Annotated in this window: 11 protein-coding genes; 9 read left to right on the top strand and 2 right to left on the bottom strand. The window is 73.5% G+C overall.

The window, feature by feature from the left end; all coding sequences use genetic code 11:
* The first annotated feature begins 956 nt into the window (after nucleotides 1–956).
* Together ACSRUE_RS28030 and ACSRUE_RS28025 are read left to right on the top strand one after the other, a co-directional pair.
* Nucleotides 957–2,423, top strand: a complete 1,467-nt coding sequence (locus tag ACSRUE_RS28030; RefSeq protein WP_441286279.1) for a hypothetical protein — start codon at nucleotides 957–959, stop codon at nucleotides 2,421–2,423.
* Between the two features lie 158 nt (nucleotides 2,424–2,581).
* Nucleotides 2,582–7,207, top strand: a complete 4,626-nt coding sequence (locus ACSRUE_RS28025) for a HEAT repeat domain-containing protein (RefSeq protein WP_441286278.1) — start codon at nucleotides 2,582–2,584, stop codon at nucleotides 7,205–7,207.
* 19 nt (nucleotides 7,208–7,226) lie between these two features.
* Here the strand turns inward: ACSRUE_RS28025 and ACSRUE_RS28020 are convergent, their stop codons facing one another.
* Entirely contained in the window at nucleotides 7,227–7,709 is a 483-nt protein-coding gene (locus ACSRUE_RS28020) for a hypothetical protein (protein ID WP_441286277.1), read from the bottom strand.
* A gap of 106 nt (nucleotides 7,710–7,815) precedes the next feature.
* On the opposite strand from ACSRUE_RS28020, the gene ACSRUE_RS28015 reads away from it, so the two are divergent.
* The 5 genes from ACSRUE_RS28015 to ACSRUE_RS27995 all read left to right on the top strand — a co-directional run bounded on the left by ACSRUE_RS28015 (nucleotide 7,816) and on the right by ACSRUE_RS27995 (nucleotide 11,391).
* Nucleotides 7,816–8,490, top strand: coding sequence for a DUF1349 domain-containing protein (locus tag ACSRUE_RS28015; RefSeq protein ID WP_441286276.1), 675 nt, complete (start codon nucleotides 7,816–7,818; stop codon nucleotides 8,488–8,490).
* Nucleotides 8,491–8,914: 424 nt separating this feature from the next.
* A complete protein-coding gene (locus ACSRUE_RS28010; RefSeq protein WP_441286275.1) occupies nucleotides 8,915–9,268 on the top strand; it encodes a hypothetical protein in 354 nt (117 codons plus the stop codon).
* Between the two features lie 81 nt (nucleotides 9,269–9,349).
* Nucleotides 9,350–9,535 (top strand): hypothetical protein, encoded by a 186-nt coding sequence (locus ACSRUE_RS28005; protein WP_441286274.1) that lies wholly within the window; start codon nucleotides 9,350–9,352, stop codon nucleotides 9,533–9,535.
* Between the two features lie 178 nt (nucleotides 9,536–9,713).
* Nucleotides 9,714–10,283 carry a hypothetical protein gene (locus tag ACSRUE_RS28000; RefSeq protein ID WP_441286273.1) on the top strand — a complete coding sequence of 190 codons (570 nt, stop codon included), beginning with the start codon at nucleotides 9,714–9,716 and terminating at the stop codon, nucleotides 10,281–10,283.
* A 286-nt stretch (nucleotides 10,284–10,569) separates the two neighbouring features.
* Nucleotides 10,570–11,391 (top strand): GNAT family N-acetyltransferase, encoded by an 822-nt coding sequence (locus ACSRUE_RS27995; RefSeq protein WP_441286272.1) that lies wholly within the window; start codon nucleotides 10,570–10,572, stop codon nucleotides 11,389–11,391.
* A gap of 16 nt (nucleotides 11,392–11,407) precedes the next feature.
* Here ACSRUE_RS27995 and ACSRUE_RS27990 read toward each other — a convergent pair whose 3' ends face one another.
* Entirely contained in the window at nucleotides 11,408–13,240 is a 1,833-nt protein-coding gene (locus ACSRUE_RS27990; RefSeq protein WP_441286271.1) for a M2 family metallopeptidase, read from the bottom strand.
* Between the two features lie 283 nt (nucleotides 13,241–13,523).
* On the opposite strand from ACSRUE_RS27990, the gene ACSRUE_RS27985 reads away from it, so the two are divergent.
* Entirely contained in the window at nucleotides 13,524–13,910 is a 387-nt protein-coding gene (locus tag ACSRUE_RS27985) for a VOC family protein (RefSeq protein WP_441286270.1), read from the top strand.
* Between the two features lie 145 nt (nucleotides 13,911–14,055).
* The gene (locus tag ACSRUE_RS27980) at nucleotides 14,056–14,454 is read left to right on the top strand and encodes a PEGA domain-containing protein (protein ID WP_441286269.1); all 399 of its coding nucleotides are present in this window, start codon (nucleotides 14,056–14,058) and stop codon (nucleotides 14,452–14,454) included.
* Nucleotides 14,455–14,512 lie beyond the last annotated feature (58 nt).

Here is a 14,512-nt window from a genome sequence, read left to right as displayed (position 1 = left end):
TCGCCCGGTCGCCCTGCTCACCGACCGGTCTCGACCGATCAGGCGAGTGGCCCAGAGCCGCAGCGTCTTCGCTGCTCAGCTGCTGGTCCTCAGCTCGGGGCGGGCCTTCTAACGGCCTGCCTCGAACCTGTCAACCCTTCGACTGGATCGACCCGGTCGATCCTGCCGACCTGCCACGGCCGCCTGGCAGGCGATCCGAAGGCGCAGCGGCTTCGCTGCTCTGGATGTCGGCTTCCGCCGGTGTTTCCGCCGGCGAGCGAGAGTGAACTTATCTATGTTTCATGAGGGTGTCAACGGGCGCGAGGCGCGGCCAGATGGCCTCGAGCGATCGGCCGAGTGCGTGCCGGCGCCGCATCGGTCTGCTCGCCGCCTCGCGCGCCTCGCCGCCCGGTGCGGCCGCCGAGACACGTCCGAGGTATCCGGCCGCCCGCCATGTCACTGGACGACGGAACCGCCCAGGGCGCGAGGACGACGTTGCGCCCCCTGGCCCAGAGCGCGGCACGCCGCCCGCCGGGCCCGGCGTGGTGTGCCGCGCCCGAGCTCGCCCGCCACGACCTCGGCTCGGCACGAAGACGTGACGCCGCAGGAGACCCTCCCGGGCGAAGGCCCGCCGTGGACGCTCTCCGTGCGCGGGCCAGAGGCGCGCGAGCGCGCCATCGGCCGTCTGGAGCGCATGCGCCCGCGCGCAAAGGAGTACGCAAAGGAGTACGCAAAGGACGAACGAGACCTTCAATGCAGCACGGCTGCGCGTGCGTGCCGCGCGCGTGCATCGATTGCGCGACGCATCCTCACTCTCCGCTGGCCTGACCTCTGCAGACACCGGCGACCCAGGTGACACAGGGTAGGCGTCAGGGGGAGCGGCTATGACAATGCGCATCGGGGCGATGGCGGTGGGCTCAGCGGTTCTCGCGCTGGGCTGTATGGACCTGGATCAGCAAGAGCCGCCACGCGAAGGCGTGGCCGCTCTGCAGATACAGAGCGGAGCGCGGCTGGAGGCGGCGCGCTTCATCGAGGGTGGATCGGTGCCGTACGTGCTCGGCTTCTCGCCCGAGACCGGACAGATCCTCGGCGGCTCGCACGCGCTCCTCATCCCGCTGACCGGGACGCGAGAGGCCATCGACGGCGCGAATCTGCCCACGAGCCTGCATCCGGAGCTCAGGGGGTCGTACGTGGCCCTGAACTCGAGCCTGCTGCAAGGCCAGTCCACGGGCCCCTTCGCCTCGCAGTGGTGGCCGCACAACAGGAACGGCATCGCGGACCGGTGGAACTCCGCGATCAAGGACTACGGCGATCTGACGTCCGATCCAGACAATCTCTCGCCGGCCGAGAAGTACGATCTCCTGTTCTACGCGGGACAGGGCCGTTCGCTCGATGCGCCCACGGGCGCAATCACCTTGGGGGTGGGCCGGGCTGACGGGCTGCGCGCTCCCCGGGCGACGCGCGTGGCGGGGCCGACGACGTACTGGGAGCTGAAGAACCACGGCCTGTATCAAGGGGTGACCCCGGAGTACTGGTGGGGACACTGCAACGGCTGGGCGGCCTACGTCGTCGCCGAGGAAGGCGGGCCGCCGCAGCGCGACATCCGCGTGAAGCTCTCGGGCGGCAAGGTGACCACGTGCGCTTCGGTGGAGACGGGGTGCATCCTGTTCCGCACCGCCGATATCGAGGCGCTCATGACGGAGCTCTACCACAGCGACTCGGCCACGATGTCCGGGCGGCGCTGCGAGGCGCGGGAGGACCTCGTCCAGCGCGATCAGTACGGAAGGCCTATCGATCCGGCGTGCCGCGACCTGAACCCCGCGACGATGCACATCGCCATGACCGGCCTCCTCGGGCTGGGCGCAAGCTCCATCAGCTCGCCGTCCAGCGCTCGGGCGCGGCGCGCGTTCGTCGTCGACTACACCTGGCACCGCGAGGTGTGGAGCTACCCGGTCACGTCGTTCACCATCGACACGATGGCGGAGGTGAGCGCGCAGGAGGCAGCGCGGCTCGTCTGTAACGGCGGGTTCCAGGGGGCGGATTGCTACAATTACCGGTTCAACCCGTACGCGAGGCGCTTCGTCCGCGTCAGCGGGCGCTACGGGATGGTCTCGGACGAGGTGAGCGCCGAGCAGCTCCTCCTGCCCCCCGCGCAGCGCAACATCCCGGTCCTGAACGTGGAGCTCCACTACGTGCTCGAGCTCGACGATCGGCTGGCGTTGATCGGCGGCGAGTGGATCAGGAACCCCTCCCTCGTCAACGGCATCAACGGCAAGGCGATGCACCCCGACTACCTCTGGCTCCCGGTGAGGGCGCAGGGGCCAGGGGAAGACGCCGACGATCTCGGCGGCTCCGCGGACAACCCGTACATCGCGTACTCGCGCGCGAAGGCGCTGCTGAATCTGTCGCGCGCTTCCGTGACGGGGAGCAGGCCGTCGGAGTGACTCGGAGCGACCGCGCGCCGACGGCCTCGGTGGACGAGGCGTCGGCCATCGCGGTGACCCCGCGCCGACAGCCTCGGTGACGAAGCCTCGGTGACGAGGCGCCGGCCATCGCTTTGCCGGCGCCGCGCCGCCGCGCGCCGGTCTACGATGGCGCCGCCATGGTGCACATGGACGAGACGTTCGCCGCGGCGCTCTGCCGCGCGGACGTGCGGTGGCTCGCCGAGCACGTCGATGAAGCGCGCTGCAGCAAGGAGATGCTCCGCCAGCTCGTGAAGCACGAGGACGAGCGCGTGCGGTACCTCGGGCTCACGCGGATGGCCCAGGCCGCCCGGCGCGAGGGCAGCGCAGGGCGGCGAGAGCTCGCGGCGCTGCTCCCGCGCACGCTGGACAGGACGCCGGAGGTCGCGCTGCTCCTCGCCGGGCTCTACCGCGCGCTGTGGCCCTCCCTCCCGGTTCAGCGCCTCCCGGCGTGGCGCGAGGCCTCGCTCCCCGCCGCCGTTCGCGTCGCGTGGCTCCGGACCGAGATCCTCACGCGGCCGGAGGCCGTCCGCGGCGAGCCCGCCGGCGAGCTCCTCTACCAGGCGCTCCACGCGCTCGATCCGGCCGAAATCCCCGCGCCCGAGGCGCTCCTCCCCGAGCTCGCGGCGCGCCGCGAGCCGGTCCTCGCGGCCGCGGCGCTCGACCTCACCCGGCGCTGCCTGCACGCGGCGCTGCTCGCGCCCGATCAGGCGCGCGCGGTGCTCGCCGCGCTGCTCGACGCGGCGGCGCCCGCGATCGTCGCAGGCGCGCTGCGCGAGCTCGCCGCGCCCTGGGCCGTCCTCGCCGGCGCGCCGCTCCCGGGCGCGCGCCTCGGGCAGCTCCTCGGCGGCGCCCCCGACGTGGCCGCCGCCGCGCTGGAGACGGCGGCGCGCCACGGCGAGGGCGCCGCGCTCCGCGCGTTCGTCTCCCGCGAGGACGCGCCGCCGCGGCTCCGGCAGCGGGCGCTCACGCTCCTCGGCGAGCACGCGACCCGCGAGGACGTCGGCGCCATCCTGAGCGTCGCGGGGGGCGATCCGCTGCTGCTCGGCCCGAGCGCGATCGCCTGCCTGCGCGCGCTGCACCGGCGCGGGCACTTCCCCGCCCCGGAGCACGCGGCGGCCCTGCTCGATCTCGCCCTCGCCGATCCCACGATCGCCGCGGAGGACGTCGCGGCGATCGCCTTCACCTGCCGGCGCGCGCTCCTGTCGGCGCTCGCCGCGGCGCCGGGCGGCGACGCGAGCTGGCCGCGCCGCGCCGAGATCATCGTCGCCATGGCGCGGCAGGGCGCGGCCGATCTCCCGCTCGGCGACGCGCTCGCCGAGAAGCTCCGCGACGCGCCCTCGCCCGCGCCCCTCCTGCGCGCGCTGGGCGCCCTGCGCCACGCGGCCGCGGAGGAGGACGTGCTCGCCGCCCTGCCGCGCGCGCCCGCCGCTGCCCTGGAGGCGCTCGCCGCGATCGGCGGCCCACGCACGGTGGAGGCGCTCCGGGCCGCGCTCGGCCAGGGCGGCGCAGGCGCGGCCATCGCGCCGCACCTCCGAGGCGAGCGCCACCGCGCCGCGGCGCTGCTCTGGCACCTGACGGAGGATCCGGCGGACCGGCGCGCGCTCGTCGCCCGCCTGAACCCCCGGGACCTGCCGGCCGAGATCGCCGCCGACCTCGCCGGGGCCGAGGCGGCGGAGCTCGCGGTGCTCCAGCGCGCGGTGAAGCGGTGCACGCCGGCGGACGCGCTCAGGGCGCTCGCGCGCGCGGGCGACGCGAGCGCCCTGCCGGCGATCGCCGATCTGCTGCTCCGGATCGCGGCGGACCACGCCGCGGCGTGGGCCCCCGGCGGGCCAGCCGAGCCGCCCGATCGCGACCCCGACCGGGGCCCCGCGCGGCCCGCGGAGCCGGCGATCCCGGACGATGTCGCGGAGGCGATCCGCGGCCTCGGGCGGCGGCTCCACCAGCGCCGGAAGATCCGGCCTGTCTGCCTCCTCGACGCCGCGAGCGAGAGCGCGGCCGGCGACGCGCTGCTCGCGAACCTCGCCCTCGACCTGCTCGACCGACCCGGCGTGTCCGCGGGCGAGCGCGCGCTCCTCGTCGACCTGCTGCGCTCGGCGCGCGGTCAGGCCGCGCGCTCGCGCGTCCCGCGCTTGCTCCGCCACCGCGATCCCCGCGTGCGCAAGCGCGTGATCGCGCTGCTCGCCGAGGACGGCGCCGAGGCGCTCTCGGCCAGCCTGACGCTCCTCACGGGCGCGGGCGACGTGCAGACGGTGAGGCAGGCGCTGCGCGCGCTCGGGGGCATGGAGGCGCGCTGGGCCTGCCCCGCCATCGCCGCGTGCCTCGATCACCCGAACATGAACATCAAGAAGACGGCGGCCGAGGCCCTGGCGCGGGCGGGCGGGCCCGAGGCCGCGCCGAAGCTCGTCTTCTGGCTCGGCCGCCACGACAACCCGGGGCTGCGCGCGGCGCTCGAGGCCGCGCTGCGGGCGATCGTCGGGCCGGCCTGCGAGGCGACGATCCTCGCCGCCGCAGGGGCCGTGGAGGACGAACGCGCCCGCGATCGGCTGCTCGACGCCCTGAGCGGCAAGCTGTCGGCCCAGGCGATCCGGAGCGGGCTCCGCCAGGGATCGGCCGCGGCGGCGCGGCTGCTCGAGCGGGTGGTCGCTGGCGAGATCGCCCTCGCCTCCGGGACCGCCGACGAGCTCGCCGGGGAGGCCGTGGAGATCGACGCGCACGGCCTCGCCGCCCGCGAGCGAGCGCGCCCGGGCGCCGTGCCTCCCCCAGGCGCCGCGGACGCGCTCGCAGGCGCCGCGGACGCGCTCGCTGCCGCGCTCGCCCGCGACGGCTGGGACGACGCGACGGCGCGGCGCCTGATCGAGCGGCAGGCGGCGCTGACGCAGCGGTGGCTCGCCGCCCTGCGGAAGCTCGCGCCGGAGTGGTTCCGCCTGGCGGCGGACGAGCCGGCGCTGCGCGACGCGGCGCTCCGGCTGATCGTCCGCACGTCCACCGCCCCGTGGTCGCCCGTCGAGGCGCGCCTGTACGCCCGGCACGCCGCGGTGCTGCTCGACGGGCTCGCCGCGGCGTCGGCCGATCTGCGCGACGGGCTGCTCCCGTTGCTCGAGGAGGCGGCGCCCGAGCTCGCGCGCGCCGAGGCGCTCGGCGTCGCGGCGCGCGTGCGCGGGCTCGCGCCGGCGCCGGGGGCGCGCCGATCGCCGCTCGCGCTGCTGCGGCGGTGCGGGGCGATCCTCGGGCGCGCCGACGTCGATCAGGCGCTCGCGACGGCGCGCGCCGCCGCCGATCCGTGGACGGCCGAGCCGGCGATCCTGCGCGAGGCGTTCGGGGCGACGGCCGAGGCGGGCGATGGCGAGGATCCCGAGGGCGCGGCCGCGTGGCGGGCGGCGCTCCGGGCCGCGGCGCTGGAGCCGGCGGCGCTCGCGGCGCTCCGGGCGGGGCCGCGCGGCGGCCTCGGCTCGCGCGCGCAGCTCGCCGCGCTCATCGAGGTGTTCCCGGCCGCGGCCGAGCCGGCGCGGCCGGCGCTGCTCGACTGGATGGAGTCGCTCCAGCCGATCGGCGCACCGCCCTGGACCCTCGCCGAGCAGGCGGCCGCGCCGAGCGGCGACGCGCGGGTGCCCCGGCCGTCCGATCTCGACCAGCCGCGCTCGGCCGCGCTCCGCGAGCGCCTGCTGTCGATGCTGGCCGCGCCCGCGCCCGAGCTCCGGATCAAGGCCGCCGTCGCGCTCCTCTCATGGCCGGAGCCCGACGCCCGCGCCGCCGTGCTGCGGGCCTACCTGCGCGGCGACGTGGACGGCGTCGACCGCCCGGGGCTGCCCTCCCTGGCGCCCTCGCTGCTCGATCTCTCCGAGGAAGAGCTCCGGGGCGACCCGGCCGACGAGGCGCGCCGGGAGCGCGCGGCGCGCCTGGCGGCCCAGCTGATGCCGCCGGAAGCGGAGCGCCTGCTCCCGCAGCTGCTCTCGTGGTGGGAGTCGGGCGCGCCGGCGACGCGCGCGGCGGCGGCCCAGGCGATCCGCCGCGTCGCGCCCGACGCGCGGGCGGCTCGGCTGGTCGATCGCCTCCGGCAGGGGGCGTGGGGCTACCTCGATCTGGTCGCCGGCGAGCGGCTGCTCCGGACGCCGGAGCTCGAGGCCGTGGTGGAGCGCCTCCGCGCCGAGGGGCGCGCCGATCTGGCCGGGCGGCTCTCGCTCGACGACGGCCCGCTCCGGCCGCCCGGAGGGGGACGCGCGGCCGAGGACGCGCGGGCGCTGGAGGCGCTGCGCGCGCGTCCGGAGCCACAGGCGCCCGAGGCGAGCGACCGAGGTCCGGCGCGGCAGGAGCTCGTGCGGCTCGCGCGCGCAGGGGACGCGGAGCAGGCGCGCCGGGCGCTCTCGGCGCTGGCCGGGGCGCCCGACGGGGAGCTCGCGGCGCTGCTCGTGGAGCTGCTCGGCGATCGGCGCCCCCGGGTGCGGCTCCACGCGCACCGGCTGCTCCGCGACGCGGTCGATCGCGCCGCCTACCTGCGGGCGACGTGCGCGCTCCTCTCGGATCCGCTGCCGGACGTGGTCCGCTCGGCGATCCGTATCCTCTGCTTTGCGCCGTGGCCGCCGGCGCTCCCCGCGATCGTGGGCCTGCTCCTGCACCCGCACGCGGTCGTCCGCCGCGCGGCCGCGGAGGGGCTCGGGCACGTGGGCGCGCCGGCGATCCCCGCGCTCAAAGACGCGCTGGGCCGCGCTCGGCCGGACCGGCGCGAGGTCTATGCAGAGGTGATGAGGCGGATCGAGGGGCGGTGAGCGAGCGGGGCGCCGCGCCTCAGTCGACGCGCGGCCCCGGCGCGGCCCCGGGCGCCGCTCCCGGCCCGAGCTCCCCTGCCCCGGTCGCGGCCGGCGGCGACACCACGCCGCGGTCGGGCTCGCCGAGGACGCAGGCCTCCTTCCCCTCGACGACCCTGCAGCGGTAGTCGGCCGGGCATTTCCCCCCGCACGGCTGCCGCACACACATCCCCGTCGCCGCGTCGCACGCCGTCCCGGTTGGACACGCCGCGTAGCAGGTATCGAACAACGCGCGGTTCGCGACGGTCGACCCGGCCGCACCGGCGAGGGCGCTCGCGGCTTCCACATAGCCGGTGCCGGTAACCCCGGTGCCGGCGTTCTCGTCCCGGTCACGATCGCCACCAGGTGATGTCTGCACCGCCCTCGCGCCGAGCAGGAACTCCGGCGGTCCCTTCCGCGAGGTGAAGCACCCTGCCAGGATTCCAACCGAACAGCAGGAAATCAGAAGGACGGTAATTCGCATAGAACCGAGATCCTCCATACACACCGAAACGATTCCACGACAATACAGGAGCACACTCCGGTACCATCGACGCGATGCAGGGGAGGGAGACGAGGTGAGCGAATCTGTGCACCTAACGCCGTGGCCCACACCGCTCCGCTGGGAGGTACTGCCCAGGAGCTGGAGCGCCGGGAAAGCGTCGAGCCTGACGGTCACAGCGGGCGGCGAGACCGACCTGTTCCTCGATCCGGATCGCCTCCGGGGCGCGCTGAACGCGCCGCGCTTGCTCGGGACGCCGCACGGGGACTTCCTTGCCAGCGCGCGGGTGACGGTGGGCTTCTCGGCGGTGCGCGACGCCGGCGTGCTGCTCCTCTGGGCGCACGAGCGCTCGTGGGCGAAGCTCTGCTTCGAGCTCTCGCCGGAGGGCGCTCCGACGGTCGTCTCCGTGGTGACCCGGGGCCTGTCGGACGACCGCCGATCCTTCGAGGTCGACGCGGGTCACGTATGGCTGCGCGTCTCGCGGCTCGGCCGGATGTGCGCGTTCCACGCCTCCACCGACGGGACGACATGGCGCCTCGTCCGCAGCTTCTCGCTGGGCAGCACGGCGGAGCTCGACGTCGGCTTCTCGGCCCAGTCGCCCGCAGGCGACGGCTGCACCGCGGTCTTCGACGACATCCGCTTCGCGCCGCGCCGCCTCGGCGATCTCCGCAGCGGAGACGCCGTGTACGGCGACGCGCTGGCGCGCGCCGGTCAGATGCCGCCGCTCACCGGGCTCGCCTTGCCGCTCCCGCACGTGCTGTGAAGCGCGGGCCGCGCGATGGCGCGCGCGGCCTCGTCCTGCGCGCTCCCCCGCGGCGCCCGTGAGCGCGCGGTCGCCATCGGCCCCGACCGTGGTCCCTGGCCAGGATCTCCACATCCAGGTCGATCGATCTCGTGTCCCTGGCGGCGTTCTCCACGTCCTGTCGCCAGGCTCCGTGTCCCTGGCGTTCGTGTCGATCTTCGATGTCGCTCGTTTCCCTGTCTCTCGTGACCTTCTCCATGTCCCTGTCGCACGATTTTGCCCGGGAGCGGAGGCGTCTCGATACCTGAAGTGAAACCAGTGACGCTGTAGCGTCGGGTGACAGACGCCCCGAGCATAGCTCTTGCTCGTGAATCCGACGAGGCTCGCGAACGGTGACCACCGGGGATCCACCGCGACGAGTCTCCGTCGTAGAAAGAGGGGAAGTATGAGCAATCGTCGCAATCTCCAGAACTGGCTCGGCATGGCGCTGGTGACAGGGCTCGTCTGCGTCTCCGGCTCTGCGTGCGTGGGCTCCGTGGATCCGTCGATCGACAGCGAAGAAGCCGGCGAGACCGAGCAAGCGATCGTGAGCGGCTTCGTGGCAGGGACGAGGCTCGATTGCACGATGTCGGGCCCCACCCCGACGGGGAGGCGGTGGGCATATCTGATCGTCGGCAATGACCAGTCCACCTGTTACCGGACTCCCAACATCCATCGCCTGGACCTGGCGCCGGAGACCGCCATCCATTGCCACGCTCTCGGCAGGAGCATCGGATGTGATTACATGCAGGACCTCTAGCACTGCTGCGGGAAGTCGGAGGGGGAAGCGAACCGCCATGACGCCGAGGGCGCGCCCTCTTCCAGCCCTTCTCGCCGGGTTATGCGGACGACCCCGCGCGCGCGGGCGCTGTTCTCCAAGGGGTTCACGCCAGCGAGGGTCGCCTCCCTCGAGCCGGCGATCGCCCGGGCCGCGGAGGCGCTGGTGCGCATCGAGGTGAGGTGCGCCGTGCAGGCGCTGCGCGCGGCGTTCCGCGGGCTGCGCCTCGCCGCGACAGCGCGCGGATGACCCGGCAGTTTCAAGCAGTTGTCGACAGATGGCGGCAGCAAAAAACATCGCTGAGCGTGTCGATCTCGGGCCCGCCCGTTCGTCGTGACGATAGAACCAGGGCGCATCCGGTCAGTGCCGTCCGGACGACCCGCTTCGAACCAGCTCGACCCACTCGACCCAGGAGAGGAGATACGACATGCGATCCATGATCACCGCGGAGCCGGCCACCAACGACGCGAAGGCGGCGCGGGAGCGACCGGATCACGCGCCGCCGCGTTCCGAGCGCCGGACGAGGAGCGCGGTCGTGAGGCGCATCTCGATGGCAGCGTGCCTGTTCGTCGCCGCGTGCGGCGGCGCGGAGGACGCCAGTGATCCGGAGCCGACCGCGTGGAAGGACATGAGCTTCGAGCAGCGCGTCGCGTACATGAACAGCGACGTCCTGCCGCGGATGAAGGAGGTGTTCGTGGCGTACGACCCGGCGTTCGAGACCATGGACTGCGCGACGTGCCACGGCGCCGACGGGGCCACGCGCGCCTACGCCATGCCGAGCCCGGCGATCGCCGTGCTGCCCGCCACGGAGGAGGGGTTCCTCGAGTACGTGCAAGACCCGGAGCACCCCGAGCGCGCGGCGTGGAGCACCTTCATGTTCGAGAAGGTCGTGCCCGAGATGGCCAGCCTGCTCCAGCGCGTCCAGTACGACCCCACGACCGGCAATGGCGACTTCTCGTGCAACAACTGCCACACGCTGGGGTCCGTCGAGCCGTGAGGCCGCCCGAGGGGGGACGAGCAGCGCTGACCTCGGCCCCCTCGCGCCCGTCGGCGCACCTCCGCTCTCCGGTCCGCGTCCTTGTGGGACTGGCGCCCTCGCGGTGATTTCGTCACATCCGGCGCCCTGATCCGCCAGCATCGCTCGGGTCATCCTGCCCGGCCAGAGCGCCCCGCTGCTGCCGAGCCGACGGCCACGGCAGCGCTGCGGGGCCCGCGCGCTCGGCGGCGAAAGCTCGATCGCCGGGCGCCCGGCCCTGTATATCTCGGTCCAGAGGAGGTCTCCCATGTCCGACCCGACCGAGATCGCAGAGTGCAACGCGCAGTTCCTGGCCGCCTGGATCCACTTCAGCCGCTGCCTCCCCGGCCACCGGATCGAGCACACGGACGGTGTCTCCGTCATCCTCTCGGGCACGGACATGGCCCTGCTCAACATCGCCACGCTCTCCTCGCCGGCCGGCAACCTCACGGATCTGGAGCGCCGCGCGCGCATCGGCGCCGAGCTCGCCCGGACCGGCGGCGTTCCCTGGTTCTTCGCGCTGTCCGACAGCTGGGCGCCCGGCGGCGACGCGGAAGCGGCCGCCGAGCTCCTGGCCGGGCTCGGCTTCCAACCTGCGGTGTCGATCATGGGCATGGTGGCCGACGGGCTCCCCACCCCGCGGCGGGAGATCGCCGGCCTGGAGCTCAGGCGCGTGGGCGACGCCGAGACGCGCGCCGCCGTCGCCGATCTCAACTCCGTCGCCTACGGCCTCCCGCTCCCCACCGGGCGCGCCGCCCTGGCCCACGAGGCGTTGTGGGACGACCGGGCGTTCGGGCGGGTCGGCTACGTGGGCGACCAGCCGGTATGCTGCGCGGCGACGTTCATGGTGGCCGGGATCCGGTACGTTGGCTTCGTCGCCACCGCGGCCGAGCACCGGCGCAAAGGCTACGCCGAGGCGGTGATGCGCTGCTGTCTCGACGACGCGCTGAGCGCCACCGGCGCCCAGAAGACCGTCCTCCACGCGACGGACCTGGGGCGGCCCGTGTACGACGTGATGGGGTACCACGCGGTCACGCGCTTCGCCTTCTACACGCCGCCGCCGGACTACCTGCCGCCGCCGCAGGCCTGATCCCGCGCGCCCCCGCCTACCACCCGCACGTCTTGCCGCGGTTCTGCTGGTCGAGCCAGTCCTTGAGCGGCCCGAAGTAGTCGAGCATCGCCGCCGCATCCATCCGCCGCGATCCCGTCACCACCTCGAGCGCCTCCGGCCACGGGCGGCTCCGCCCCATCTCCAGCATCCGCCGGAGACGCTCGCCGGCCTCCTCGCTGCCGTAGATCGTGCAGCGGTGGAGCGGCCCCTTGTACCCCGCTGCCTCGCAGAGCGCGCGGTGGAACTGGAACTGGAGGACATGGGCGAAGAAGTACCGGATATACGGGACGCTCGCCGCCACATGGTACTTCGCGCCAGGATCGAAGTCCGACTCGGAGCGAGGCACCGGCGGCACGACACCCTGGTACCTCCTCCGGAGCTCCCAATAGGCCTCGTTGTATCTCGCCGGCTGGATGTCCCCCGAGAACACCCCCCAGCGCCACCGGTCGAGCGAGACCGCGAACGGCAGGAAGGCGATCTTGCCGAGGGCGTCGCGGAGGAGGAGCGAGAGGTCGCTGGAGGCGGGGGGCAGCTGGTCCACGAGCCCGATCCGCTGGAGGTACTCCGGACTGACCGAGAGCCCGATCGTGTCGCCGATGGCCTCGTGAAACGCGGGGTTCGGGCTGTCGCGGTACAGGAGCGGCAGGTGGTTGTACGCCCGCTGGTAGAAGGTGTGGCCGAGCTCGTGGTGGATCGTCTGGAAGTCGCCGGCCGTGATCTCGATGCACATCTTGATGCGCAGATCCTCCTCGTCGTCGATGTTCCACGCGCTCGCGTGGCAGACGACGTCGCGATCCGCCGGCTTGACGAAGAGCGACCGCTCCCAGAAGGTGGCCGGGAGCGGCTCGAACCCGAGCGAGACGAAGAAGCGCTCGCCCGTCTTCACCATCTCGATCGGCGTGTACCCCTTCGCCTGCAGCGCGGCGTCGAGATCGTAGATCGGCGCGGCCCCCTCGGGCGCCACGAGATCGTAGATGTTGCTCCAGTCCTGCGCCCACATGTTGCCGAGCAGATCCGCCCGGATCGGGCCCTTGCCGGGCACGACGTCCTCACCGTACTTCGCGGCGAGCCGGCCCCGCGCGTAGCAGTGGAGCGCGTCGTAGAGCGGCTTGACCTGCCCCCAGAGGCGATCGACCTCGCGCGACAGCACGCCGGGCCGCATCTCGAATTTCGAGCGCCACGCGTCGCCCGTGTCCTTGAACCCGAGCTCGCGGGCGCCCTCGTTCGCCAGCTGGACGAGCCGCGTGAAATCGCCCCGCATGGGGACAGAGACCGTGTGCCAGCCGGCCCACGCCCGCTTCAGCTCCTCGGGATCGCGGCTCTTCGCGAGCGTCCTGCTCAGGTCCTCGAGATTGAGGCACTGGCCGCTCGCGGGGCAGTACTTGCCCGCTCCGTACATGGCCTCCAGCCTCGACGCGATGGTCGCGACCTCCTTCGTTTTCGCCGGATCGGCGGGGGCGTAGAGCGTGAGGGACGTTCGCAGGAGCTCGAGCCGGCGGCGGACGTCGTAGGGCAGATCGAGGTCGAGGAAGCGGGCGGCCCGCTTCGCATACTCGGCCTGCACCCCGAGCAGCTTCGCGCTCGCCGCGGCCGCGAGGATCTCGGTGTCGACGGTGATGTACGTCGCCGCCACCCACGCCGCGCGGTTGTTGTGGGTGCTGAGCTCGTGCAGCTCCGCCTCGGCCGCATCGATGAACCGCGCGGCCTCCTCCGCCGCCGGGTCGGTGACGGGCTGCGGCGGCGTGGGGGGGGCGGGATCGGAGCAGGCCGCCGTGAGCGCGAGCATGCTGCAGGGCAACGCGACGACGAACATCGGAATGCGCACCATTTCTCGCCGCTCCTCGATCGCGGACAGCTCCGGCGTAAGACCGTCCCTCCACCCCGGACGCGCAGAGGGCGCGGGGTGCGCTTCGGCGCCGCGATCCTGGTGGGGCTCCTAAGGCCGCTCGCCGGCTCCAGCAATCCTCTCGGGCGCGCGGCGGCGAGGGCCGAGAGGCGGCAAAGTCCGCTCGCTCCAGGTCATCGCGCCAGCCTGGAGGTGGCCCCTCGCCGCGAGATCGCTCAAGCTCCGCCGGCGAGGGGCAACCGCCCACGGAAGGGAGGAAGCGAGCATGGCCGTCCAGCTCAATCACACCATCGTCCCCGCGCGGGACAAGGCGACGTCCGCCACCTTTTTGACCGAGATCCTGGGCCTCTCGGCGCCGGTGCCGTTCGGCCACTTCTTGACGGTACGGCTCGACAACGACGTCACGCTCGACTTCATCGACACCCCTGGCGAGATCCGTTCTCAGCACCTCGCCTTCCTGGTCAGCGAGGCCGAGTTCGACGAGATCTTCGGTCGAATCCGCGAACGCCAGATCCCGTACTGGGCCGATCCCAGAGCGCAGCAGCCCGGGGAGATCAACCACCATGACGGCGGGCGCGGCGTCTACTTCCCCGATCCCGCCGGGCACTTCCTCGAGATCATCACGCGCCCTTACGGCAGCGGCGGCGGATGACGGAGCGATCGCTCGGCCGGGGGAGAGAGCCCCTCCTCGATGAGGGAGGCTCTGGGCCGCAGCGAGCGTGCCGTGGCGGAGCGTTGCGCGTGTGAGGTCACTCTCGCCATTTCCTCCCGCGTGTTTCCTGTCTAGCGTTGGGGCCATGCTTCGCACCCCCACCTTCCTCGTCACCCTCGCCATCGCCGGCTGCGGCGGCGCCCCAAAGCCGCCGCCGGAGCCCCCGCAACCCGCGCTGATCGCCGCCGAGCCCGAGCCGGAGCCGGAGCCTCCGCTCGACGACGCGCCGATGCTCGACGTGGTCGCCGCGCAGCCGACCGAGATCCTGCTGGACGGCAAGCCCATCGGGACGACGCCGATCTCGGGGCGAAAGGTCGCGCCCGGGTCGCACGAGGTGACGTTCGTGGACCCGGAGCGCGGCAACCGGACCATGATGGTGACGCTCGAGCCCGGCGACGCGAAGACGGTCCAGTCGGACCCGCCACCTTCCCTCGTCGAGGCGAGCGGCGGCGCGACGGGCGACAAGCAGGGCGAGAAGAAGTAGCGTCCTAAGGACGGCTCACCCCCACGCCGCCGGCGATGACGTCCTCTCGAACCCCACT

The organism is Sorangium sp. KYC3313, from assembly GCF_052075895.1.
GTDB classification, from domain to species: Bacteria; Myxococcota_A; Polyangia; order Polyangiales; family Polyangiaceae; genus Sorangium; species Sorangium cellulosum_B.
Note: the sequence above shows the minus strand (reverse complement) of the source record. Positions and strands in the feature narration are given on the sequence as shown.

What these genes read in the sequence shown, in the direction of transcription:
- ACSRUE_RS28025 (WP_441286278.1), top strand. Translation starts at nt 2,582, where the DNA reads ATGGTGCACATGGACGAGACGTTCGCCGCGGCGCTCTGCCGCGCGGAC.
- ACSRUE_RS28020 (WP_441286277.1), bottom strand. Translation starts at nt 7,709, where the DNA reads ATGCGAATTACCGTCCTTCTGATTTCCTGCTGTTCGGTTGGAATCCTG.
- ACSRUE_RS28010 (WP_441286275.1), top strand. Translation starts at nt 8,915, where the DNA reads ATGAGCAATCGTCGCAATCTCCAGAACTGGCTCGGCATGGCGCTGGTG.
- ACSRUE_RS28005 (WP_441286274.1), top strand. Translation starts at nt 9,350, where the DNA reads ATGCGGACGACCCCGCGCGCGCGGGCGCTGTTCTCCAAGGGGTTCACG.
- ACSRUE_RS28000 (WP_441286273.1), top strand. Translation starts at nt 9,714, where the DNA reads ATGCGATCCATGATCACCGCGGAGCCGGCCACCAACGACGCGAAGGCG.
- ACSRUE_RS27995 (WP_441286272.1), top strand. Translation starts at nt 10,570, where the DNA reads ATGTCCGACCCGACCGAGATCGCAGAGTGCAACGCGCAGTTCCTGGCC.
- ACSRUE_RS27990 (WP_441286271.1), bottom strand. Translation starts at nt 13,240, where the DNA reads ATGGTGCGCATTCCGATGTTCGTCGTCGCGTTGCCCTGCAGCATGCTC.
- ACSRUE_RS27985 (WP_441286270.1), top strand. Translation starts at nt 13,524, where the DNA reads ATGGCCGTCCAGCTCAATCACACCATCGTCCCCGCGCGGGACAAGGCG.
- ACSRUE_RS27980 (WP_441286269.1), top strand. Translation starts at nt 14,056, where the DNA reads ATGCTTCGCACCCCCACCTTCCTCGTCACCCTCGCCATCGCCGGCTGC.